Genomic DNA, 23357 nt, shown 5'->3' with positions numbered 1-23357 from the left:
AGATGATGCTTCTTTTCACACCACATGGAAGCCATCATGAGCAATCCCAAGTTAGAAGTATTGACCCCTCACAACAGCCAGCTGATCTTCATCGACCATCAGCCGCAGATGGCGTTTGGCGTGCAATCGATCGACCGTCAGGTGTTGAAGAACAACACCGTGGCGCTGGCCAAGGCCGCCAAAGTGTTCGGCATCCCGACCACCATCACCACTGTTGAAACCGAAGCCTTCTCGGGCCACACCTATCCAGAACTGCTGGACGTGTTCCCGGAAAAAGACATCCTCGAACGCTCCTCGATGAACTCGTGGGATGACCAGAAAGTGCGCGATGCGCTGAAAGCCAACGGCAAGAAAAAAGTCATCGTGGCCGGCCTGTGGACTGAAGTCTGCAACACCACCTTCGCCCTGTGCGCCATGCTGGAAGGCGACTACGAAATCTACATGGTGGCCGATGCATCGGGCGGCACCTCGAAGGAGGCCCACGACTACGCCATGCAGCGCATGATCCAGGCCGGCGTGGTGCCGGTGACCTGGCAGCAAGTGCTGCTGGAATGGCAGCGCGACTGGGCCCATCGCGACAGCTACGACGCCGTTATGGCCATCGTGCGCGAACACTCGGGCGCCTACGGCATGGGCGTGGACTATGCCTACACGATGGTGCACAAAGCGCCTGAACGCACCCACAGCACCCACAAAGTGCTGGCGCCAGTGCCAGCCAAGTAATCAGGGCACGCTGAGTTAGCCGCATCCAGGCCGCCATTGCGGTGGCCTGGATGCGGTTTTTTGCGTTTAGGGCGTTTCGTCGTAATTCAGCGGCAGCCATTGGTATTCGCCCTGACGGCGGCGGATGTGACCAAGTCCCGGAAATGCAATGTGGGCGGCGCCGATGATCCAGTGCTGCTCCGCCGCCTGCCGCAGCAATTGAACGCGCGTGGTTTGCGCATTGGCCTCGCTGCTGTCGTACTTGACGGTCGCCACTGGATGCGCCAGCTGGACCGGCGCGACGTGCACGATATCGCCCCACACCAGCAATTGCTGGCCAGCGCTCTGGATCAGGTAGCTGGCGTGGCCGGGCGTGTGGCCCGGCGCGGGCACGGCCTCGATGCCGGCTTCCAGCGGGCCGAAGTCCTTGAATGGACGGAAGCGGCCGGCGGCCTGGTACGGCGCCACTGCGGCTTGCGCGGCGTCGAAGAAAGTCGACAGGAAGGCCGGCGCCTTGGCCCTGTTGGCCGGCGTCAGCCAATAATCGGCCTCGGCTTGCGAGAGGCGCAGCACGGCGTTGGGGAAGGCCGCTACGCCGCCGGCGTGATCCTTGTGCAGATGGGTGATGTAGATTTCGTCGACCTGCTCCGGCTGGTAGCCGGCGGCGCGCATGTGCGCGACCAGCTTGCCGCAGCAATCGCCATACAGTGCGCCGGCGCCAGTGTCGATCAGGATCAGCTTGCTGCCGGTGTTGATCAGGAAAGCGTTGATCGAGCCTTGCAGCGGCAGCGCCAGATCGGCCTCGGCCAGGTCTTGCAGGGCTTGCTGCTGGCTGATATTGGTCATCACCGTATCGACCGGGAAAGGGTGGGTGCCGTCCGACAGCGCGGTGATTTCATATTGGCCAAGCGTGGTGCGATAAAAGCCGGCGGCGGGCGTGTGCGACATCGGCGCGGCGGCATGGGAGGCGCCGACCAGCGCGCAGATGGCGATGGCGGCGGCAGTGCGGATCAGGGCAGTTTTCATGCTGCTGATACTAACCGGTACGCCAGCGCGCCGCCTCTGCCTTAGGTTTCAATTCAGATGCACCAGGCCCCGGCGCGCGGCGACCATCGCGGCCTCGGTGCGGGTGCAGACATTCAGCTTGGACATAATGCTCTTGACGTGGAACTTGACCGTGCCGACGCCGATGCCGGCTGCGCGCGCGATCACCTTGTTGCTCATGCCGCTGGCCAGATGCACCAGGATATCGCGTTCGCGCGGGGTGAGTTGATTGCCGTGGATGCGGCTGGCCAGCTTCAGCGCCAGTTCCGGCATCATGAACTTGCGGCCTTGCAGGACGGTGTGGATGCAGGTCATCAGATCGTCGAGCGGGGCGTTTTTCGGCATGTAGGCGTGGGCGCCGGCGCGCATGCTGCGGTCGGCGTCCTCTTCGCCATCGTGGCCGCTGAGGATAATCACCTTGGCGCCCGGATGCTGGGCGCGGATACGGCCGAGCGCCTGGATGCCGTCGCAATCGGGCAGGTTCAGATCCATCAGCAGCAAGTCGGGCTGTAGGCGTTCGCACATCTCGAGCGCCTGGCTGCCGTTGCTGGCCTGGCCGAGCAGCGTAAACTTGCCATCGGACTCAATCAGCGCAGCCATGCCGGCGCGGATCAGCGGGTGGACATCGGCGATGACGACGGAAGCGGTATTCATGGTCTGGCTCCAGTGGAAGTTGATGGAGCCATTTTCTTCAACCTTGCCCGTTCCGTATAGTTATACGAAGGTATAGGCAGGTTAAACGGTTGCATGCTGTATCGACACCCGTGGCGGTGAACGGCCTACAATGCTGCAATAATCATTCAAGAGGAAGCGTCATGACGAGTGCAAGCGTGATCATGTTAGCCGTGATATTGACAGTTTTTGCAGGCCCCTTATCGCTTGCTTTAGCAGGCTGGTTTGGAACACCTCGCGCATTGCCAGCCTTGGGCCGGGGCGAGGCGTGGAGCGTGAAACTGACGGTGATGTCGACGCTGATGTATGTGCTTGCTTTCAATCTTACCTTCTTCATCCAGGAGCTGTTCCTGGTACTGCCCAAGGCGCTGACACCGGGCCTGCAGCCCACGCTGTTTCACAACAATCACATCTGGAAAGGCGCAAACCCGCTGGCGAGCTTATTCCAGGGCACAGGCGCGCTGGCGACGCTGGTGAGCGGCGGCGTTTGCGCGATGTTGCTCGGCTGCGGCAGGGGCTGGCCATTAGCGCAACGCCTGTTTCTATTCTGGATGGCTTACAGCGGCGTGTTCATGGCGCTGCCCCAGGTCGTCATCGGCGCACTCAGCGATCAAAGTGATATCGGCATGGCGATGCGTTACTTCGGCCTCGGCACAACCAGCAAAACATGCGCTGCTCTGGCCGCGCTGGCGCTCATTCCGCTGGCGGCTGTCTGGCTCGGTAGCCTGTTGCTGGGCCGACTGGGCGGACCGGCGCTATCCGCCAGCACGAGAGAGCGGCAACAATTTGTCTGCGGGGCTGCCACTTTGCCCGCACTGTTGGCATTGCCGTTAATCATCCTGTTCCGCTTGCCGCGTGAGTGGATTGAAGTGCTGCTGGTTCCGGCAGTGGTCAGCGTGGTTGGCGTGGTGTGGATTCAGGCTGGCGCCTGGCGCGCCGGCGGCAAGGCGGCAGGCGATAACCCGGTGGCGGGATCGCTGGCGCCGCCGCTGGCGGCGGTCCTGAGTTTGCTTCTGATATTCCAGGTTTTGCTCCGACCGGGAATACGCTTCTACTAGAAGTCAGGCGCTCAGTTGTTTGAGCCTGGCGAGTTCGGCGAGGAAGCGTTCGGCGGCGAGGGCGGGGGGCCAGGGTTCCCAGGCGGTGCCGCCGTAGATGGCTTGCAGCGGATCGTCGCTCAGCGGCGGCACGGTGATTTTCAGCGTTTGCTTTACTTCCTGCGCCGACCAGCCGGCGACGTGGACGGCTTCGCTGGCGGCGGCCAGACGGTCGGCTACCTTGTGGGCGGCGTGTTCTTTCTGCGTCCAGCGCGGCAGGCCGTAGCGCAGGAACACGGCGGCTTCCAGTTTCACGGTCAGCGCTTTGAAGGCCTCGCCCATAAAGGGCTTGAGCGGCGAGACGCAATCGAAACCCAGCAAGCCTTCTTCCGCATCATGCAGCAGTTCGCGCAGCGCGGCGATCGGTGGCAGTGTCAGTCCGGCGGCCTGGCACGCAGTGGCGCGCACGTGCATCACGGTCAGCGAGTGCTGCGCTACTGACAGCGGCAAGGGCCACGCCGAATGTCCACCCCAGCGATAGGTGCGCGCGAGGCCGAGCGCCAGATCGCTGTCGTCCCAATCGAAGGGCGTGGGGTCGAGCAAATCCAGCCGGCGTCCGGATGGCATGCGCACCCAGGCGCGGTGTTCGTGTTGTGATCTGGCCATGCGCCGATTTTACACTGCAAGCTGCTTGTGCATGAAGGTGGTGCCGCAGTAGGCGCCGTCCGGCATCAGCGCGTAGTTGGGTACCACGCCCGCAACTTGCCAGCCTGCCCGCAGGTACAGCCGCTCCGCGTCGCCGCCGGTGACGGTGTCCAGCACCAGCACCGTCTTGCCTTCCTCATGCGCAGCCTGGTCGACTGCCGCCATCAACTGCGCCGCCACGCCCTGGCGACGGGCATCGCGGTGCACCAGCATCTTGGCGATGTCGGCGCGGTGCGGCTGGTTGTCGGGCAGGGCGGTGATCAGCTGCACGGTGCCGATGATGCGGCTCTCGGCGGTTTGCGCCACCAGCAGCACGCGCTCATGGCGCGCCGCGCCTTCCAGCACGCCGCGCCAGAACGCCAGCGCCTTCGTGCGCGGCAGCGGCAGCATGAAGCTGACCGACGCGCCGCCTTCCACACAATCTATCAATACATCGGACAAGGCTTCGGCCAGCGCTGCGTCACGCTCGCGCGCTTCGTTGGCGCTGATACGGCGGATGGTGATGCTCATGCGGTTCTCCTGCTGCTTGGTTGTGTAGTCAGCGCGACCAGATAGCGTGCCTGCTTGCGGGTGGGATTGTGATAGACGATATGGCGGTCGAGATGCATGGCCAGCGTATCGCCGGCCGCCAGCCGCCAGTGCTGCTCACCGACGCTGATGTCCATCGCGCCCTCAATCATCCACACTTGCTGATGGATGTCGGCGTTATGCGGCACGCTGTCGTAGGCCACGCGTTGGCCGGCAGGGAAGACCACGTCCACCAGCTGCAGCGGCGACGGCGCGGCGGGCGACAGGCTGCGGCGCATGTAGCCGGAAGCGGGATCGGTCCATACCGGCTGCTCGGCCACGCGCGCCAGCGGCGAGGGCGCATCTTCCGGCGCGCCCTTGTCTTCGAACAGCGCGGCCAGCGCCACGCCGAGCGCGCTGGCCAGCTTGTCCAGTACTGCGGCGGTGGGGCTGCTTTCGCCGCGTTCAATCAGCGAGATATTGGAGCGACTGACGCCGCTGCGCGCCGCCAGCGCATCGAGCGACAGGCCGGCGGCGTCGCGCAGTTCCCGAACGCGGCGGGCGATGAGAAGATTGATGTTCATGGATTTCCATTTTACAGGAAATCCATGTCCAGTAAACTGGAATCAGCGTTTGCCGTCGGCTTTGTCGCCGCGTGCGCCGGCGGTGCGGTCGCGGTGGGTAACGGCTTTGGCCGTGGTGGCGGCGCTCTGCTGGTTGGTCGGCGTGTCGTTGGCCCGGCTGCCGCTGGCGTGATTGCCGCTCTGCGACATGCCCTCGGTATTGGGATCATAGCCTTCGTGCGGCATGTTGGCGCCCGGCTTGAAGCCTTTTTCACTGGGTTTGTTTGGCTGGCTCATAATGCGTCTCCTTGTGGAAAATTTCATCCTAGGCCGTCTCGTCGGAAGCGGGCATAGGAGCGCGCGCCGTGGCTTTGTAGGACAGTGCGTCAGCGCACAGTGGCGGCACAGTCGGCGTGCCAAGCTGGCGGCTCACGGAGGTCACTATGGCTGAGGTAAGAAGAGGGCAGGCGCCATCGCCGCTGGCGCGCGATGAATTCAAACTGCAGTTCATGCGCTCATTTGCCGATCCGGCATTCGAGCCGGTCAAGGACGCGCTGGCGCAGGTGGAGCAGGTGGCATGGCAAAATTATGACGCGGGGCGCAAGGCGCCCGTCACGCAAAAGGCGGGCAGCGAATTTGCCGATCCGGAGTACGACCTGTCGGTGGAATGGAAGGCCACGCGCGACCGTCTGCTGGCTGCGGAGCAGCGGCAGAAAGATGCGCAATCACGTTCACGGGTGCTGCTCATCATCGGCGCGGCGCGCAACGACGGCACTTGTCCGGGCGAGATCTCCAAGACGTACCGCATGAGCCTATGGGCGCAGGAAGTGCTGGCCGGGCTGGCGATCGATACCGACGTGCTGGATCTGAGTTTGCTGACTTCCAGCTACGACCTGCACATCCATCCCTGCAAAGGCTGCGTATCGACTGCCATGCCCCTGTGTCACTGGCCGTGCAGCTGCTACCCGAATCACGCCACGCGCCAGACTAGCGACTGGATGGCGGAAATCTACGAGAAATGGGTGGCGGCGCACGGCGTCATCATCCTGACGCCGGTGTATTGGTATCAGGCTCCGTCCCCGCTCAAGCTGATGATCGACCGGCTGGTGTGCGCCGACGGCGGCAATCCCGATCCCACCAGCACGCACGGCAAAAAGGCCGCCGAGGCCAAGGCGCTGGAGCTGAAGGGCTGGGACTATCCCAAGCACCTGGCAGGCCGCGCCTACGGGCTGGTCGTGCATGGGGACGTGGCAGGCACGGAAAGCCTGCGCCGCAACCTGGCGGACTGGCTGGACTGGATGGGCTTAATCGATGCCGGCCAGCTGTCGGCATTGGACCGCTATGTGGGCTATTACAAGCCCTATGCCGACAGCCACGAAGCGCTCGACAAGGACGAATCGCTGCAGCAAGAGGTGCGCAATGTGGCGCGGGCGGTGGCTGCCGCCGTCGCGCAGGTGCGCAGCGGCACGGTGAGCAAGCCCGACGCCAGCATTACTCCGGTGCGGCCGAAGTGACCGCCAGCCGCGCGAAGCTGGCGACGCTGGCCACGCCCGCAAACGCGGCGGCCAGCACCAGCGCGTAGGCGGTGCCGCGCGTGGCCGAGACGGTGAAGCAGTAGGCCACCAGCGCCGCGCCGGTGGCTTGCCCGATCAGGCGCGCGGTGGCGACGATGCCGCTGGCGCCGCCCGCGCGGTGCGGCGGCGCGCTGCCCATGATGGCTTTCAGGTTGGGCGCCTGGAAGAAGCCGAAGCCGATGCCGCACCACGCCATGCGCCAGCCGATATCGAAGGCCGAAGGCTGCGCCGGCAGCATCAGCATCGCCACCAGTCCGGACGACAGCAAGGCCAGGCCGATGCCGCCCAGCGCGCCGGGCGGATAGCGGTCGCTCAGGCGGCCGGCGATGGGCGCCATCACCGCCACCAGCACCGCCCAAGGCGTCATCAGGAAGCCGGTTTCAATCGGCGAGCGGCCCAGCGTGTGCTCGAAATAAAACGGCAGCGAGACAAAGGCCAGTCCCTGCGCGGCGAAGGTGCACACCGCCGTCAGCGCGGACAACGTGAACAGCGGCCGCTTGAACAGGTCCACCGGCAGCATGGGCGCCGCGTGGCCGGCCTGGCGCCGCAGCAGCAGGACGAAGAACAGCAGCGTGGCCGCCAGTTCCGGCAGCAGCTTGTGCCAGCCTTCCTGGTGTGCGGCGTCGCCGAAGGCCAGGATCAGCAGCCCGAAGGCCAGCACGTTGAGGATGGCGGTAGGCGCGTCGATGGCGTGGCTGGCACGCGGCGAATGCGGCAGCGCGCGGCGCGCCAGCAGCACGGCGACCACGCCCAGCGGCACGTTGATGGCAAACAGCCAGGGCCACGGCGCCACCGCCAGTATCAGCGAGGCCGCAGTGGGGCCGACCGCGAACGCCACCGCCACCACCAGCGAATTAAGGCCGAAGCCCTGGCCGTGCAGCCGCGCCGGGAAGATGGTGCGCACCATTGCGGTGTTCACGCCCATCATGGCGGCGCCGCCGATGCCCTGGAACAGCCGCGCCAGTACCAGCGACGGCAGCGACCACGCCAGAGCGCAGGCCAGCGAGGCGGCGGTGAACACAGCCAGCCCGAAGATGCACACGCGCCGGTAGCCGATCACTTCGCCCAGCGCGGCGAACGGCAGCAGGGTGGCGACCATCGCCAGCTGGTAGACGTTGACGATCCAGACCGAGGCGGCGGGCGTGGTGTGCAACTGGTCGGCAATCGCCGGCAGCGCGGTGTTGGCTATGGCGGTGTCGAGCGACGCCATGCCGACGCCGATGGACACTGACAGCATGGCCAGCCGGCGCGCCCCCGGCGGCAAGCCGTCGCGTTGCGCCAGCGTCGCGTCAGGATGGGCGTCAGGAGTGGCGTCAGGAGTGTGCATGGGCATTACGCAGGTCAGTACAGGCTTTGTCGAGCGCCGCTTCCACGCCGGGCAGCATGCCGGTGACTTCGCCCAGGTTGCCGTCGCTGGCAGCCGCTTCCATCGCGTGGCACAGCGAGTGCAGGTGGGACGAGTTGAGGTAGCCGGCGCTGCCTTTGAGCGCGTGGATGGCCGCCACCGCCGCGTTGGCGTTGCCGGCGGCGACCGCCGCGCGCGCCGTGGCCAGCCGGCGCGGCGCTTCGTCGAGGAAGGCCTGGGTGATACGCTGCATGTGCTTATGCGACAGTCCGGCCAGCGGCATGATGTGCACCATGCCGGGATCGACCACCGTAGCAGCCTGCGCACCCTCGGCCGGCGCCACCCCAAACTGCTGGTCCAGCGCCGCCGCGCGCTCGGCCGCCAGCCGCGCCGCATCGGTAGGGCGCAGTGGACGGCCGCGGCTCAGGTGCTGGGCGATTACTTTCTCCACCTGGTCGTACAGCAGCCGTTCATCCACCGGCTTGCTGAGGAAACCGTCCATGCCCACTGCCAGATAGCGCGCGCGGTCATGGTCGCTGGCGTTGGCGGTTAGCGCGATGATGGGGATGCCGGGATCGAGCACGCGGTAGTCCTCGCTGCCGCCGGCGCGGATCAGGCGCGCGGCCTGTTCGCCGTCCATCATCGGCATGCGGCCGTCCATCAGCACCATGTCATAGGCGGCGGTGCTCAGCGCGTGCAGCGCCTGCAGGCCGTTTTCGACGATGCGGATATCGTGGCCCATGCTTTCCAATAGCGTGCTGACGATGATCTGGTTGGTGCGCACGTCTTCTGCGCACAGCACGCGCAGGCGGTAGGCGTGATGCTCCTTGCGCGGCAGCGTGGCCGGATCGACGGCCGGCACCGTGCCCAGTTGCAGCGGCACGGTGAAGCTGAAAGTGGAGCCGGCGCCGACGCGGCTTTCGGCCGCGATCGAGCCACCCATCAGCTCCACCAGCTCCTTGCAGATGGCTAGCCCCAGGCCGGTGCCGCCATAGCGGCGCGTGGTCGAATGGTCGGCCTGCTCGAACTTGCGGAACAGGCGTGGCAGCGTATCGGGCGGGATGCCGGGGCCGGTGTCGGTGACGTCGATGCTGATGCTGGTGTGGCCATCGGCACTTTGCAGCGCCGAGGCATCCAGCCGCACTTCGCCGCGATCGGTGAACTTGATGGCGTTGCCCAGCAGGTTAAGCAGGATTTGCCGCAGGCGCGTCGGGTCGCCGCGCACGTAGCGCGGCAGGTCCAGTGCCAGTTCGTAGCGCAGCAGCAGGCTCTTGGCGTCGGCCTGCGGTTGCAGGATGCCGATGGCGTCGTCGATCAGCGTGACCAGGTCGAAGTCCACGGTTTCTATCGCCAGCCGGCCGGCGTCGATCTTGGAGAAGTCGAGGATGTCGTTGAGGATGGCCAGCAGCGATTCGCTGTTCTGCAGGCCGATACGCAGGTATTCCTCCGTGCGGCCGCGTAGCGACTGGTCGCGCATGGCGAACTTGATCATGCCGATCACGCCGGCCAGCGGGGTGCGGATGTCGTGGCTCATGGCTGACAAAAAGTCGATACGGTGGCGGCTGACGATTTCCGCGTGCTCCTTGGCCTCGGTCAGTTCGGCCGTGCGTTCGTTCACGCGCTGTTCAAGGTTGTTGCGCAGCAGGCGGATCTGGTCGGCCAGCGCGAACGCCAGCAGCACGCCGTCCAGCGTGCCGCCCAATAAGGTGAACAGCTGCGCGTTGGCGACCAGCGCCGGAATCAGACCGACGTTGGCCGGCAGGATCGCCAGCCCCGGTATCATCAGCGCCACGAAGCCCAGCACGAAGAAGCGCGCCGGGTAGTAGCCGCGCCGCCAGACGATGATGCCGCTGGCCAGCGCCATCGTCATCCAGATAGTGATGACGACGGTGGCGATGGTGTGCGCGTAGCTGAGCGCCAGGAAGCAGCTTGGCAGCGTCACCAGCGGCAGCACAATGTTCACGCGGCTAAGCCAGTACAGGCGCGGTGCGTTTTCCTTCAGGCGCAGGAAGGTGGTGTAGAACAGCGTGCTCAGTACCGGCAGCAGGAAGAAGGGCACGTAGTGCCAGTGCAGGTTGTGCCAGCCGAACAAATCGGCCGACAGGTGGAAGGTCATGCCCCATGCGATGGCGTAGCACAGCACATACAGCGAGTAGTACAGTGAGGAGCGGTCGCGGGTGATGGAGTAGATGAAGAAGTTGAACACGGTGAGCGCCAGCAGCGCGCCGATAGAGCCGATGATCAGCACATTCTCTTGCGCCACCAACTGCTGGTAGGCGGTCCGCTGCAGCACCGAGAACACCGGCGTGCGCGCGTAGTAGGGACTGGAGAAGCGTATCAGCACACGATAGCGCTGGCCCGGTTGCAGGTCGATATCCTTGCCGTAGTGGAGCAGGTAGGAGTGCGGTTGACGGTAGCCGGTCAGCATCTGGCGGATGCTGCCATCTTCGCCGTAGACCTGGATATCGACCATGTCGATCAAGGTGTCGTTGGGATCGATCACCCAGTGCGGCTGCAGGCTGTCGTTGCGCAGCTCCGCATACAGCCAGTAGCTGCCGCCCAGCAGGTCGACCTTGGACGCGGGCTTGAGCCGCGCCAGCATGGCCGGCAGGCCGGAGGCGTTGACTGGATACGGCTCGCCGTCGTCGACGTACAGGCGACCGCTTTTGGCCAGATCGACGCTAGCAGATGACAAGCCGATGGTTTGCGCCTGCGCGGCGCTTGCGCACAGTACCAGCAGCAATAGCGGCAATAGCGGCAATAGCGGCAATAGCAGCAAGGGCAGCAAGGGCGCGGTCAAGCGTTGGATGATGCTCGCTATGCTCATTCGTATTCCGTGCGCCGGCGTCAGTGAAAGATGGTTATTCCCATTTTAAACGAGAACTTAACTATTTGGTATGATGGTGCTTTTGCACATCAGGAAAATACCTTGCTGATCTCTCCAGAACAATTCATTGGCTTTCTCAGCGCCGCGCTGCTGATTACCGTCTCTCCCGGCCCGGACAACCTGATGGTGCTGAGTGTCGGCATGTCGCGCGGGCGGCGCCAGGGCATGATGTTCGGCCTCGGTTGCGCGCTGGGCTGCCTCAGTCACACGGTACTGGCCGCGCTGGGCGTGGGCGCGTTGATCAAGGCGTCGCCGCTTGCCTTCACCGCGTTGAAAGTGGCGGGTGGCCTGTATCTGATCTGGCTCGGTTTCGGCGCCTTGCGTAGCCGTGGCGGCGCGCGCGTCGAAGGCGCAGGCTTGCCGGATGAAAGCCTGGGCAAGCTGTTTACCAAGGGCCTGTTCGCGAATGCGATCAATCCGAAAGTGGTGCTGTTCTTCCTGTCCTTCCTGCCGCAGTTCGTGGTCGCCGAGCGCGGCGACGCCAGCTGGCAGACCGCGCAACTGGGCTTGCTGTTCACGGCGCAGGCGATTGTGCTGTTTGGGTTGCTGGGCTACTTCTCCGGCGCAGTGGGTGCGTGGATCAACCGCACGCCGAGCGCCGGCAAGTGGATGGACCGGGTGGCCGGTGTGATCTTCGTCGGCCTCGGTCTGCGCCTGATCATCGCGCGCTAAAAAAGTTGGTTCGGGAGGGCGCGATGTCATCAGGGCGTCATGCACGGTGGCGATACTGTGCTTGCTCTTTCAAGTCTCTCCCGATTTGAAACTTTGATCCCGCAGCACTTATCCAGTGCTGCGGGTTTTTTTATCTTGTGCGCAGGTCGAAGCGCAGCTCCATCTCGTCCTGCACCGCCAGCGCGCCGGCCATGACGGAGAACGGCGTCAGGCCGAAATCAGTTTGTTTCAGCTTGACCGTGCCCTGTGCGGTGATGACGCCGTTTTCTTCGCGCAGGTCGACCGGAATCGCCAGCGTGCGGGTGACGCCGTGCAGCGTGATCAACACTTGCAGCGGCTGGCCCGGCGCACCGCGTTCGGCTTGCACCTGCACCAGCGGATACCGGTCGGCGTCCAGCACCTTGGTCAGCATGTTGTGGCGCGTGCCTTCGATGGCGTCGGCCGACGGCTGCTTTTCCAGGCCGGCGATGCGGCGCAGGTCTGCTTCATCGATTTTCATCTCGTCGAGACGGAACGTGAAATCGGCGCGGTTGGCTTGCGGCGCCACAGTGCCGCTGATGGCGTGGCTGGCCACCACGTGGTCGTGGCCGAGACGGGCCAGCACGCCGCCGCGCCGCACGGTGGCAACGATCAGCGAGCGCGTGCTGTCGATCTGCAGCTGCGGACCGGCGACGGCCGGCAGCGGCGCCGCGATGGGCGCCGGCGCGGGGGCGGAGGCGGGCGGGGCGGCCGGTGGCGGCAACTGCGAGCACGCGCTCAGCCCAAACAACACACACAGCGCAGCGAGCGCCCTAATCATGGCTTTTTGATACGTCATTGGCTGTTTTAAGCTTCCTTAATGAAGTTCTAAGCCTGTCTTTCCCGATAGCTGGCAAAGTAGCACCCATAGCGCGAGGTTAAGGCCAGCGCCCGGTTGCCGGACCGATCAAGCCCGGCACAAATTTCGTTCAATCGGCACCATAGCCGGCGAACAGCGGAACATCCCCACGCTCTCGAGCGTTTTGCGACCAGCACCATCTCACGATGATGCTGGTTTTTTTTTGCCGCTATACCTTAGCCGGCGTGCTGCGCCAGCCAGGCGTCGATCTGCGGCAGGCGCTTGCTGCGCACCTTGATGCGGTACTCGACGGCGGCGATCGCGGTCTTGGTATCGCCGGTGGCATCGGCCGCCAGGTGCTGCCCGGCGTAGGCTTGCAGCTTGCCGATCATGGCCGGATTGGCCGAGAAGCTGCCAAGACGCGGGAAGTAGCGGCTGCGCGACCAGGCTTCCATCTTCTGCTCCACCTGCGCCAGGTTGGTCATGGCAAAGTCGAACGCCAGGTCCGGATGGCGCACGGCGACCTCGCTGATGATCGACGCGCCGGTGGTGGCGCCCGGTTCATCGGTCATTGCCAGATCCAGCGCGCGCTGCGCCAGCGCCGGGTCGCGGGCGGCGCCAAGCAGGTCGTACAGCTCGTCCTTGATGCTGGCCGACGATTCGGCCTTGGCGGCGGCGCGCAGCTGGTTCCAGGTCGCTTGGTCGGCATTGGCGGCGATGACGGCCAGCACCGGGCGGCGCAGCGCGGCCGGCAGGGCGTTCTTGTCGGTCTGCGACGCGGCGTACAGACGGCGCGCTTCGGCCAGCACGGCCTCGTCGCCGGACTTGCCGAGGGCCGCGATCAAGGTCTCGCGCAGGTTGGCCACCGTTGCCGCTTCATCCTTGGCGGCGTTCCAGCCGACGCGCGCCAGCACCGGCGCCAGGCGGGCGTGCGTGAAGCGGTCCAGCACCGCGCGCTGTTCCGGCTTGCCGTCGTAGTTGTCGCGCAGGCCGGCCAGCGTGTTGGCGATACGTTGCCATACTTCGGGCGCTGCATCGACCGGCGTGCGGGCGGCCAGTTCCAGGAAACCGGAGGCCGGCATCCGGCCCGCCAGTCCCAGCGACCAGCTGTCGCCCAGCAGGCCCAGTTGGTCGATGGCCGGCAGTTTGGCAAAATTGTCCGCCAGCGCGGCAAACGCCTTCGGCGCGTACAGCGTGCGGTAGTAGCCGCTCTGGCCGGCGTTGACCAGCACCGCGCCGCAGCCAGGCAGCGTCAGGGTGGCCTTGCCGCCGTTGATCACGGTGCGCACGGTGGCGTTGCCCACGGTCTGGGCGATCACCGGCACGCGCCAGCTCAGCGGCTTCTTGTTTTCCTGGTCCTTGCTGAATTCTCCCTGCGTCAGCTGGACGGTGGTCTTGCCGTTCTTGCAGACCGCGTCCGCCACGCTCACCAGCGGCACGCCCGGCTGCAGCGTGAAGTCATGGGCGATCGCCACCACCGGCTTGTGCGCGGCCTTTTCCACCGCGCCCCACAAGTCGCTCGATACGGTGTTGCCGTAGGCATGCTTGGCCATGTAGCTGCGCACGCCGGCGCGCCACGCATCCGCACCCACGTAGTTCTCCAGCATGTTGATGACCGCCGCGCCCTTGTTGTAGGTGATGGCGTCGAAGGCCTGGCTGATCTCGTCGGCGCTGCGGATGCGCTGCACCACCGGGTGGGTGGTGGCCAGCGCGTCGCGCTCCATCGCCGAGTCGCGCGAGCCGACGCCGCGCAGCTTCCAGTTCCATTCCGGATGCAGCAGGTCGGTGGTGCGCGATTCCATCCACGAGGCGAAGCCTTCGTTCAGCCACAGGTCGTCCCACCACGACATGGTGACCAGGTCGCCGAACCATTGGTGGGCGATTTCGTGCGCGGCCACCAGGAAGGAGGTTTCCTTGTCGGCCTGCGTGGCGGTGCGCGGATCGAGCAGCATCGCGTATTCGAAGGTGAAGATGGCGCCCCAGTTTTCCATCGCGCCGAACGACTGGCTGCGGCCCGGTGCGGCGACGTTGTCCAGTTTCGGCAGCGGGAACTTGACGCCGAAGTAGTCGTTGTACTCCTTCAGCACCGCGCGCGAGCTGTCGAGCGCAAACTGGGCCTGCGCCACATGGCCTTTTTGCGTCACCACGCCCAGCTCCACGCCGGCTTCCACGGCGGTGGCGCGGTCGAATTCACCGAGGCCGAAGAACAGCAGGTAGGTCGACATTTTCGGCGAGGTGGCGAAGCGCACCAGTTCGCGGCCGTCGGCCAGCCTGGTGGTGGAGGCGACCGGCATGTTCGATACCGCCATCTGGCCGGCCGGGATGGTCGCTTCCAGCGCGAAGGTGGCCTTGTACGACGGCTCGTCCCACGACGGAATCATGCGGCGCGCGTCGGTGGCCTCGAACTGGGTGTACAGCGCGCGCTTCCTGGCGCCGTCGTTTTCGTAATCAAGCGAGAACAGGCCGGCCGGCTGGTCGCCGATCTTGCCGGTGTAATCGAGCTTGAGCTGGTAGCTGCCCGGTTTGAGCGCCTCGGCAAAGTGGAAGGTCGCGGTTTGCGCCTTGTCGTTGACTTCGATCTTGCTTGCCGCCTGCGCTGGCTTGCCCGGACCGGCGCTGATGGCGGCGGCGCTGAATTTCAGGTCGATGGCGTTGAGCGTCAGGCTGCTGGTGGCTTGCTTGACGTTGAGTGCGATCGTCACGCTGGCGCTGAAGCTGCTGTTGGCGGCATCGGGTGTGAGCGACAGGGCGTAGTGCGTGGGGGCGGCGTTGCGCGGCAGCTGGGTGGTGACCTGGGCTGCTTTCTCTGCGGCGCTGGCGGCCAGCGGTAAGGCCAGTCCGAGCGCCGCCGCGACGGCGAGCGAAATCAAAGTACGTTGCATGCTTATCCTTTTATTGTGTGGCCTTTTGGGCAAGCAGACAATCTACGGTGAAGCGCAGGCGCTGTCAAATTCCTTAAGCTATGCGCTTGTACCAGAACTGGTGGGCCAGCAGCGGCTTGTAGCGGTGCGAGAGTGGGTCGTGCTGGTCCAGTGGCCGGTCCAGCGCCAGGATGCCGAACGGTACCAGGCTGTCGTCGAACAGGTGCAGCACGCGCTTGCGCAGCGCCGGGCCGAAGTCGGGCAGGGCGCGGTGGCCGAGGATCATCTGGAATTCGTTGAACGAGGCGTCGGTCACCAGGTTGTACTGGGCCCAGGTGATGCGACTGTTCAGGTGCGGCTTGAGCACCGCGTGCAGGCCGTCGGCGCTGACGTCGAAGTAATCGATCAACTTGCCGATGCCGCCGCTGCGCACATAGTTGGCTTGCAGCTCGCCGAGGCGCGCCATCGGCAGGGTGGCTTGCTGGACGGCGGCCAGCATGGTGTCGCTGGCAACGGTGGCGTAGATTTCGGTGCGCGGCGCCAACTGCTCCTGCTCCAGCAAAATGGCCAGTGTCCACGCTTGCTGCGCGCCGGCGCAATCGGCCAGCCAGATGCGCGGCAGGGCGGCGCCGTACAGGCTGGCGCCCAGCGACAGGCGCAGCATCGACACTTCCAGCGGATCGTCGAACATCAGCGCCGGGGCGACGTAGAGCGCGCGCTGCAGCGCGCTGTAGGCTTCGTAGTCGTGCAGGACGCGCGACTGCAGGGCCGAGGTGGTGGCCAGGCCGAGCTGCGCGCGCAAGGCCAGTACCTTGCGCGCGACCACGGCGCGCTCGTAGCCGCGAAAGTCGTAGCCGTAGCACTGGAACAGCGCTTCCAGCAGCAGTTCCAGTTCCAGCTCTTCGACCGACGACGGCGAGTGGCGGCGCACCGCCGCGCTGATGGGCGGCATCAATGCTGCCATCAGTGCAGCCATACGCGCATCAGCGACAGTAGTTGGGCGACGTCCACCGGCTTGGTGATGTAGTCCGAGGCGCCGGCGGCAATGCACTTGTCACGGTCGCCCTTCATCGCCTTCGCGGTCAGCGTGATGATCGGCAGCGACTTGAATTTCGGGATGCGCCGGATCGCGCGCATCGTATCGTAGCCGTCCATCTCCGGCATCATGATGTCCATCAGGACGATCTCGATGGTCGGGTCGCGCTCGAGCACTTCAATGCCGTCGCGGCCATTCTCGGCGAACAGCACGTGCATCTGCTGCCGCTCCAGCAGCGACGACAGCGCGAAGATGTTGCGCAAGTCATCGTCGACGATCAGCACTTTGCGCCCCGCCAGCCCGCCTTCGGCCGCGTGGATCTCTTCCAGCATGCGGCGCTGGGCTTCCGGCAGGCTGGCCTGCGAACGGTGCAGGAACAGCGCCGTCTCGTCCAGCAGGCGCTCGGGCGAGCGCGCATCCTTGACCACAATGGTCTTGGCGTAGCGCTTCAGCTTTGCCACCTCCTTGCGGTTCAAGTCCTTGGCGGTGTTGATCACGATCGGCAGGTCGCGCAGCGATTCGTCCTTGCCGATGATGTCGAGCAGGTCGAAGCCGCTGATGTCGGGCAGCGTCAGGTCCAGCACCATGCAGTCGAAGCGCTGCTCGCGCAACACGTCGAGCGCGGCCTGGCCGGTGTCCACCGCCACGATGTGGATATCCACATCGCCGATCAGGGCGATGATGGAATCGCGCTGCGTTTGTTCGTCATCCACCACCAGCAGGCTGCGCTTCCCGCCCAACAGGAATTTCTGGATGCGGCTGAATTCCTCGGTCAAGGTTTCCTTGCTGATCGGCTTATTCAGGTAGGAGATGGCGCCGAGGCGCAGCGCGCGTTCGCGCTCGCGCAGGCTCGACATCACATGCACCGGAATGTGGCGCGTGCTCGGGTCGCGCTTCAGGCGGTCCAGCACCGTGAAGCCGTCGATGTCCGGCAGGTCGAGGTCGAGGAAGATGGCCGACGGCAGGTAGTCGCGCGCCAGGCTCAGTGCCGAATCGCCCTGCATGGTGACGATGCCCTTGAAGTTCTTCTCGCGCGCAAAGCCCAGCACAATCTGCGAGAAGCGCTCGTCGTCCTCGATGATCAGCACCGACGGATCGCCCGGCGCCACCAGCCCGCGGTCGTCGCTGCCGGTGTATTCATCGAGTTCGGAATCGAGGTCGATCAGGTTTTCGGTGTGCGTCGGCGGCGTGTAGATCACTTGCGGCGTCGGCACCGGCAGCCGCACCTGCGGCGCGCGCACCGTGTCGTAGTTGATGAAGCCAGCGCGGTTGTAAGGCAGGAACAGGGTGAAGGTCGAACCGCTGCCGACCACCGACTCGACCCGGATCTCGCCGCCCAGCAGGCGCGCCAGTTCGCGCGAAATCGACAGGCCAAGGCCGGTGCCGCCGTACTTACGCGCGGTGGAGCCGTCGGCCTGCTGGAACGCTTCGAAGATCAGCTGCAGCTTGTCGGCCGCGATGCCGACGCCGGTATCGCTGACCGCGAACGACAGCACCGCGTCCGCATGCAGCAGGTTGGCGTGGTCGCTGGTGAAGCCGCTGGTCACCAGGCTGATCGACAAGGACACCTGGCCGTGCGTGGTGAACTTGAAGGCGTTCGACAGCAGGTTTTTCAACACCTGCTGCAAGCGCGTGGTGTCGGTCATCATCGCGGTCGGCAGGTTTTCCTTCAGCTCGACATAGAAGCCAAGGTGCTTGGCCTCCGCCATGTGGCGGAAGGTGCGGTCCACATAGTTGCGCAGATTCTGGAAGCGGTATTCCGACACGTCCAGCGTGACCGTGCCCGACTCGATCTTCGACAGGTCGAGAATGTCGTTAATCAGCGTCAGCAAGTCGGAGCCGGAGCCGTGGATGGTCTTGGCGAATTCCACCTGCTTGCCGGACAGGTTGCCGTCCGGGTTGTCGCCCAGCTGCTGCGCCAGGATCAGCAGCGAATTCAATGGCGTACGCAGCTCGTGCGACATATTGGCCAGGAATTCGGATTTGTACTTCGAGGACAGCGCCAGCTGGGTGGCTTTTTCCTCCAGCGCCAGCTTGGCTTGCTCCACCTCGCGGTTTTTCCGCTCCACCTCGATATTCTGCTCGGACAGCAGGCGGGCTTTTTCCGCCAGCTCCTGGTTGGTCTGCTGCAGTTCCTGCGCCAGCGACTGCGATTGCGTCAGCAGCGACTCGGTACGGCTGTTCGCCTCGATGGTGTTCAGCACCACGCCGATCGATTCCATCAGCTGGTCGAGGAAGGAGAGGTGGGTTTCGGTGAAGCGGTCCAGCGAGGCGATCTCGATCACCGCCTTCACCTGCTGCTCGAACAGAATCGGCAGCACCACGATATTGGTCGGCGGCGCCGCGCCGAGGCCGGACGACACCACGATGTAATCGCGCGGCACGTCGGTCAGCCAGATGCGCACCTTCTCCAGTGCGCACTGGCCGACCAGGCCTTCGCCCGGCAGGAAGGATGTCGGCAGCTTGCGGCTGGAACGGTAGCCGTAGCTGGCGATCATGCGCAGGCGCGCGTCACTGTCGCCGGAATCCATCATGTAGAACACGCCGTGGTGCGCCGACACCAGCGGCGCCAGCTCGGACAGGATCAGTTTCGTCACCGCCTGCAGGTCGCGCTGGCCTTGCAGCAGGCGGGTGAAGCGCGCCAGATTGGTTTTCAGCCAGTCCTGCTGGGCGTTCTTCAGCGTTGTGTCCTTCAGGTTACGGATCATCTCATTGATGTTGTCCTTCAGGTAGGACACCTCGCCGCGCGCTTCCACCTGGATGGAACGCGACAAGTCGCCACGCGTCACGGCGGTTGCCACCTCCGCAATCGCGCGCACCTGGTTGGTCAGGTTTGCCGCCAGCTGGTTGACGTTCTCGGTCAAGTCCTTCCAGGTACCGGCCACCCCGGACACGTTGGCCTGGCCGCCCAGCTTACCTTCGGTACCCACCTCGCGCGCCACCCGCGTCACTTCGGATGCAAACGAGGACAATTGGTCCACCATCACGTTGATGGTGTCTTTCAGTTCCAGAATCTCGCCCTTCACGTCCACCGTGATTTTCTTGGACAAGTCGCCGCGCGCCACCGCCGTCGTCACCGCCGCGATGTTACGCACCTGGCCCGTCAGGTTGGACGCCATGAAGTTGACGTTGTCGGTCAAGTCCTTCCATGTGCCGCCCACGCCCGGCACGTAGGCCTGACCGCCCAGCTTACCTTCCGTACCCACCTCACGCGCAACCCGCGTCACCTCCGATGCAAACGATGACAATTGGTCCACCATCACGTTAATGGTGTTTTTCAGTTCCAGAATCTCGCCCTTCACGTCCACCGTGATTTTCTTGGACAGGTCGCCGTTCGCCACGGCAGTGGTCACGTCCGCGATGTTACGCACCTGGCCGGTCAGGTTGGACGCCATGAAGTTCACGTTATCGGTCAAGTCCTTCCAGGTGCCGGCCACGCCGGACACATTCGCCTGGCCGCCCAGCTTACCCTCGGTACCGACCTCGCGCGCCACGCGGGTCACTTCCGATGCGAACGAGTTCAATTGGTCCACCATCACGTTGATGGTGTTTTTCAGTTCAAGAATTTCGCCCTTCACGTCCACCGTGATTTTCTTCGACAAGTCGCCGTTTGCCACGGCGGTGGTCACCTCGGCGATGTTACGCACCTGGCCCGTCAAGTTACCCGCCATCGAATTCACCGAGTCAGTCAAGTCTTTCCAGGTGCCGCCCACGCCTTTCACCTGTGCCTGGCCGCCCAGCTTACCTTCCGTGCCCACCTCGCGCGCCACCCGCGTCACCTCGGATGCAAACGACGACAATTGGTCCACCATCACGTTAATGGTGTTTTTCAGTTCCAGAATCTCGCCCTTCACGTCCACCGTGATTTTCTTGGACAAGTCGCCGTTCGCCACCGCCGTCGTTACCGCTGCGATGTTACGCACCTGGCCTGTCAGGTTGGACGCCATGAAGTTCACGTTGTCGGTCAAGTCCTTCCACGTGCCGCCCACGCCCGGCACGTAAGCCTGGCCGCCCAATTTACCCTCGGTGCCGACCTCGCGCGCCACCCGCGTCACTTCCGATGCGAAGGAGCGCAGCTGGTCCACCATGACGTTGATGGTGTCCTTCAGCTGCAGAATCTCGCCGCGCACGTCCACCGTAATCTTTTTCGACAAGTCGCCGTTGGCCACGGCGGTGGTCACCTCGGCGATGTTACGCACCTGCGAAGTCAGGTTACCCGCCATCGAGTTCACCGAGTCGGTCAAGTCCTTCCAGGTACCGGCCACGCCTTTCACCTGCGCCTGGCCGCCCAGCTTACCCTCGGTACCTACCTCGCGCGCCACGCGCGTCACTTCGGACGAGAAGGAGGACAGCTGCTCCACCATCGTGTTCGCGGTCATGGCCGCCCGCAGGTACTGGCCTTTCAGCGGGTGGCCGTCCACCTCCAGCGACATGGTCTGCGACAGATCGCCTTTCGCCACCGCGCCGATCACGCGCGCCATTTCCGAAGTCGGGCGCACCAGATCGTCGATCAGGGTGTTGACGGAGCTGATGATGGTGGCCCAGCCGCCGACGGTATTCGGCATCTCGGCGCGCTGCGTCAGGCGGCCTTCGCGGCCCACCACGCGACTCACCTCCGTCACCTCGCGCACCATGCGCGCCTTGGTGTCGATGATGTCGTTGAGCGTATCGGCGATCTTGCCCGCCATGCCGACCCAGTCGGATGGCATGCGCACTGAAAAATCGCCTTTTTTCAGCGCCATCAGGGTGGATAGCAACACCTTCGCGTCCAGTTGTTCGCCCAGGTCGGTCATATTATTCATGGCTGATATCCTCATTGCTTTGGAGGGTGTGATGTGTATTGAAATCGATGCTGGCTTGTTCCAGCAGGCCTGCCGCCGGCAGCGGCGGGTAGAACAGGGCGCCTTGGCAGGTGTGGCAGCCCTGCGCCTGCAGCACTTCCAGCTGCTGGCGGGTTTCTACACCGAGCGCCACCACTTGCATGGACAAGGCCCGTGCCAGATGGATCACGGCGGCCACGATATCGGTTCCGCCTTCGTCGTTGCCGATGCCGTGCACAAAACTGCGGTCTATCTTCAGGGTGTTGAGCTGCCAGCGCTTGCAGGCCGCCAGCGACGAACGCGCGCTGCCGAAATCGTCCAGCGCGATGTGCACACCGGCTTCCTGCATCTGGGCCAGCAGGTGCGCCAGCGGTTCGCTGGCGCCGATCAGCAGCTTCTCATTGAGTTCGACGCCGATGCTGCCCGGTGCCAGTCCGTGCTTGCGCATGGCCGGCAGCAGCGCCTGCAGCAGGTCGGAATGCAGCTGCGGCGTGGCGAGATTAAGCCAGATGCACAGCTGCCGCGCCGCTGCCGGCGCCGGCACGTTACGCATGCTGCCATGCAGGCCTTGCCACAGTGCGGCCTGCGAACAGCACTGCGCCACCACCCAGGCATCGATGCGGTCGAGCAGCGCACGCTCCTGCACCAGCGGCAGGAACTGCGCCGCCTCCATCGCGCCGTGGGCGGGATGGCGCCAGTACAGCAGCGCTTCGGCCGCGATCATGCGGCCGGTATCGAGGTCGATCTGCGGCTCATAGCGCAGTTCCAGTTGGCCGGAAGCCAGCGCCTTGCGCAGTTCCAGCGTCCAGCGCTCGCGTTCACGCTCGCGCACATTCAGCTCTTCGTGGAAGAACTGCACCGGCGTGGCGCTATTCTGCTTGGCGTGATACATGGCGGTGTCGGCGTTTTTCATCAGCGCCTGGGCGTTGGCGCCGTCCTGCGGGTACAGGGCGATGCCGATGCTGGCCGCCGTCTTCACGCGCTGGCCGCCAATCTCGAAGGGCAGGGCGCAGGCGGTTTCGATCTTGCGGCCCACGCGCGCGGCGTTGGCCGAGGCGGATTTGCCTTCGATGAGCACCACGAATTCGTCGCCGCCCAGCCGCGCCACGATGTCGGCCACGCGCACCGCCGCCGTCAGGCGCGCCGCCACTTGCCGCAGCAGTTCGTCGCCGGCCTCGTGGCCGTAGGTGTCGTTGATCGGCTTGAATTTATCGAGATCGAGGAACAGCAGCGCAAAGCCGATGCCGCTGCGGTCGGAGGTGGCCACCGCGTGTTCCAGCTGTTGGATCAGCGCGCGCCGGTTCAGCAAATTGGTCAGTGCGTCGCGGGTCGACAGTTCGTGCGCGCGCTGTTCCGCCGCCTTGCGTTCCTTGACTTCCTGTTCCAGCTCGGCGTTGATGCGTTCCAGGTCTTGCAGGCGCTGCACGCGCAAGTCCTGGTTGAGCCGCGCCAGTTCTTCGGCCTGGATGCGCAGCAGCATATTCTTCTTGGCCATCTCGACGAACACCGCCACCTTGGCCTGCAGGATTTGCGGGATCACCGGCGTGAACAAATAGTCGGCCGCGCCTTTTTGATAGGCCTTCAGGCGATTCAGTTCGTCGGCGTAGTGCGCGGTAATGAAGATGATCGGCGTGCCGGCCGAACGCGGGTGGGAGTGGATCGCCTCGGCGGTCTCGAAACCGTCCATGCCGGGCATGCTGACGTCCAGCAGGATCACCGCGAATTCATGGCGCAGCACATGGCGCAGCGCTTCCTTGCCCGAGGCGGCGGAAATCAGCTCGTAAACATGCTGGTCCGCTGCGTCCAGCAGCAGGCTTTCCAGGGCGTACAGGCTGGCCTGGTCGTCGTTGACGAGGAGAACTTTGGGAGTCTGCACGGCGGTTTGGCGCTTGCGAAAGGAAAGTTAAACATCCACGCGGTTATTTTATCGATTTACCAACTTATCTTCCAGCATTTCCAAAATAAAAAATATTAGCGCAACTAAATTTTCCTGCGCGCACGATTGACGCCCGCATCCGCGCCCATCTGCGTCAATTCTCACCAATTCTTCCACTGGTTCCCGGGCGGCATTGATAGTATCCTGCAGTGATGCAAAACATTTCCCCATCTGCGTGA

Annotated in this window: 17 protein-coding genes; 4 read left to right on the top strand and 13 right to left on the bottom strand. The window is 64.4% G+C overall.

The genetic code is table 11. The features are described from left to right. Window positions 1-36 precede the first annotated feature (36 nt). Window positions 37-723: a hydrolase gene (locus BMZ70_RS08035; RefSeq protein WP_092277660.1), complete on the top strand. Its 687-nt coding sequence runs from the start codon at window positions 37-39 to the stop codon at window positions 721-723. Window positions 724-789: 66 nt separating this feature from the next. On the opposite strand, the gene BMZ70_RS08030 is transcribed toward BMZ70_RS08035, so the two are convergent. Together BMZ70_RS08030 and BMZ70_RS08025 are read right to left on the bottom strand one after the other, a co-directional pair. Next, on the bottom strand, window positions 790-1728 hold the full coding sequence (locus BMZ70_RS08030) for an MBL fold metallo-hydrolase (protein WP_092272114.1): 939 nt from the start codon (window positions 1726-1728) through the stop codon (window positions 790-792). A gap of 48 nt (window positions 1729-1776) precedes the next feature. Further along, window positions 1777-2400, bottom strand: coding sequence for a response regulator (locus BMZ70_RS08025; protein ID WP_092272111.1), 624 nt, complete (start codon window positions 2398-2400; stop codon window positions 1777-1779). Window positions 2401-2693: 293 nt separating this feature from the next. On the opposite strand from BMZ70_RS08025, the gene BMZ70_RS08020 reads away from it, so the two are divergent. After that, window positions 2694-3476 (top strand): hypothetical protein, encoded by a 783-nt coding sequence (locus tag BMZ70_RS08020; RefSeq protein ID WP_207231519.1) that lies wholly within the window; start codon window positions 2694-2696, stop codon window positions 3474-3476. A 3-nt stretch (window positions 3477-3479) separates the two neighbouring features. On the opposite strand, the gene BMZ70_RS08015 is transcribed toward BMZ70_RS08020, so the two are convergent. From BMZ70_RS08015 to BMZ70_RS08000, 4 genes are read right to left on the bottom strand one after another with little or no spacing between them, the layout of a single operon-like run. Beyond that, entirely contained in the window at window positions 3480-4121 is a 642-nt protein-coding gene (locus tag BMZ70_RS08015; protein ID WP_092272106.1) for a phosphohydrolase, read from the bottom strand. Between the two features lie 9 nt (window positions 4122-4130). Continuing rightward, window positions 4131-4670 (bottom strand): GNAT family N-acetyltransferase, encoded by a 540-nt coding sequence (locus BMZ70_RS08010; RefSeq protein ID WP_092272104.1) that lies wholly within the window; start codon window positions 4668-4670, stop codon window positions 4131-4133. Then, a complete protein-coding gene (locus BMZ70_RS08005) occupies window positions 4667-5251 on the bottom strand; it encodes a helix-turn-helix domain-containing protein (RefSeq protein ID WP_092272102.1) in 585 nt (194 codons plus the stop codon). Before BMZ70_RS08005 ends, BMZ70_RS08010 begins: the two co-directional genes overlap by 4 nt. 42 nt (window positions 5252-5293) lie before the next feature. Continuing rightward, the gene (locus BMZ70_RS08000) at window positions 5294-5527 is read right to left on the bottom strand and encodes a hypothetical protein (RefSeq protein ID WP_092272099.1); all 234 of its coding nucleotides are present in this window, start codon (window positions 5525-5527) and stop codon (window positions 5294-5296) included. 146 nt (window positions 5528-5673) lie between these two features. Between BMZ70_RS08000 and BMZ70_RS07995 the strand changes: the two genes are divergently transcribed. Then, on the top strand, window positions 5674-6744 hold the full coding sequence (locus BMZ70_RS07995) for a flavodoxin family protein (protein WP_092272096.1): 1071 nt from the start codon (window positions 5674-5676) through the stop codon (window positions 6742-6744). On the opposite strand, the gene BMZ70_RS07990 is transcribed toward BMZ70_RS07995, so the two are convergent. After that, window positions 6722-8131, bottom strand: a complete 1410-nt coding sequence (locus BMZ70_RS07990; protein ID WP_175500765.1) for an MFS transporter — start codon at window positions 8129-8131, stop codon at window positions 6722-6724. The genes BMZ70_RS07995 and BMZ70_RS07990 overlap by 23 nt on opposite strands. Next, window positions 8118-10976: a hybrid sensor histidine kinase/response regulator gene (locus BMZ70_RS07985; RefSeq protein ID WP_092272090.1), complete on the bottom strand. Its 2859-nt coding sequence runs from the start codon at window positions 10974-10976 to the stop codon at window positions 8118-8120. Before BMZ70_RS07985 ends, BMZ70_RS07990 begins: the two co-directional genes overlap by 14 nt. 102 nt (window positions 10977-11078) lie before the next feature. On the opposite strand from BMZ70_RS07985, the gene BMZ70_RS07980 reads away from it, so the two are divergent. After that, window positions 11079-11708 (top strand): LysE family translocator, encoded by a 630-nt coding sequence (locus BMZ70_RS07980; RefSeq protein WP_092272087.1) that lies wholly within the window; start codon window positions 11079-11081, stop codon window positions 11706-11708. Between the two features lie 130 nt (window positions 11709-11838). Here the strand turns inward: BMZ70_RS07980 and BMZ70_RS07975 are convergent, their stop codons facing one another. The 5 genes from BMZ70_RS07975 to BMZ70_RS07955 form a co-directional block, all read right to left on the bottom strand. Continuing rightward, complete coding sequence (locus tag BMZ70_RS07975) at window positions 11839-12507, bottom strand: YceI family protein (RefSeq protein WP_229205339.1); 669 nt, start codon at window positions 12505-12507, stop codon at window positions 11839-11841. Between the two features lie 254 nt (window positions 12508-12761). Continuing rightward, on the bottom strand, window positions 12762-15407 hold the full coding sequence (locus BMZ70_RS07970) for a M1 family metallopeptidase (RefSeq protein WP_092272081.1): 2646 nt from the start codon (window positions 15405-15407) through the stop codon (window positions 12762-12764). 73 nt (window positions 15408-15480) lie between these two features. Further along, window positions 15481-16362 (bottom strand): CheR family methyltransferase, encoded by an 882-nt coding sequence (locus BMZ70_RS07965; RefSeq protein ID WP_092272078.1) that lies wholly within the window; start codon window positions 16360-16362, stop codon window positions 15481-15483. Then, window positions 16350-21224 (bottom strand): HAMP domain-containing protein, encoded by a 4875-nt coding sequence (locus BMZ70_RS07960; protein WP_092272075.1) that lies wholly within the window; start codon window positions 21222-21224, stop codon window positions 16350-16352. Before BMZ70_RS07960 ends, BMZ70_RS07965 begins: the two co-directional genes overlap by 13 nt. Beyond that, window positions 21217-23118, bottom strand: coding sequence for a putative bifunctional diguanylate cyclase/phosphodiesterase (locus tag BMZ70_RS07955; protein WP_092272072.1), 1902 nt, complete (start codon window positions 23116-23118; stop codon window positions 21217-21219). The genes BMZ70_RS07960 and BMZ70_RS07955 overlap by 8 nt, the downstream gene beginning before the upstream one ends. Window positions 23119-23357 lie beyond the last annotated feature (239 nt).

It is taken from the genome of Duganella sp. CF402 (assembly GCF_900109645.1).
GTDB lineage: Bacteria > Pseudomonadota > Gammaproteobacteria > Burkholderiales > Burkholderiaceae_D > Rugamonas.
Note: the sequence above shows the minus strand (reverse complement) of the source record. Positions and strands in the feature narration are given on the sequence as shown.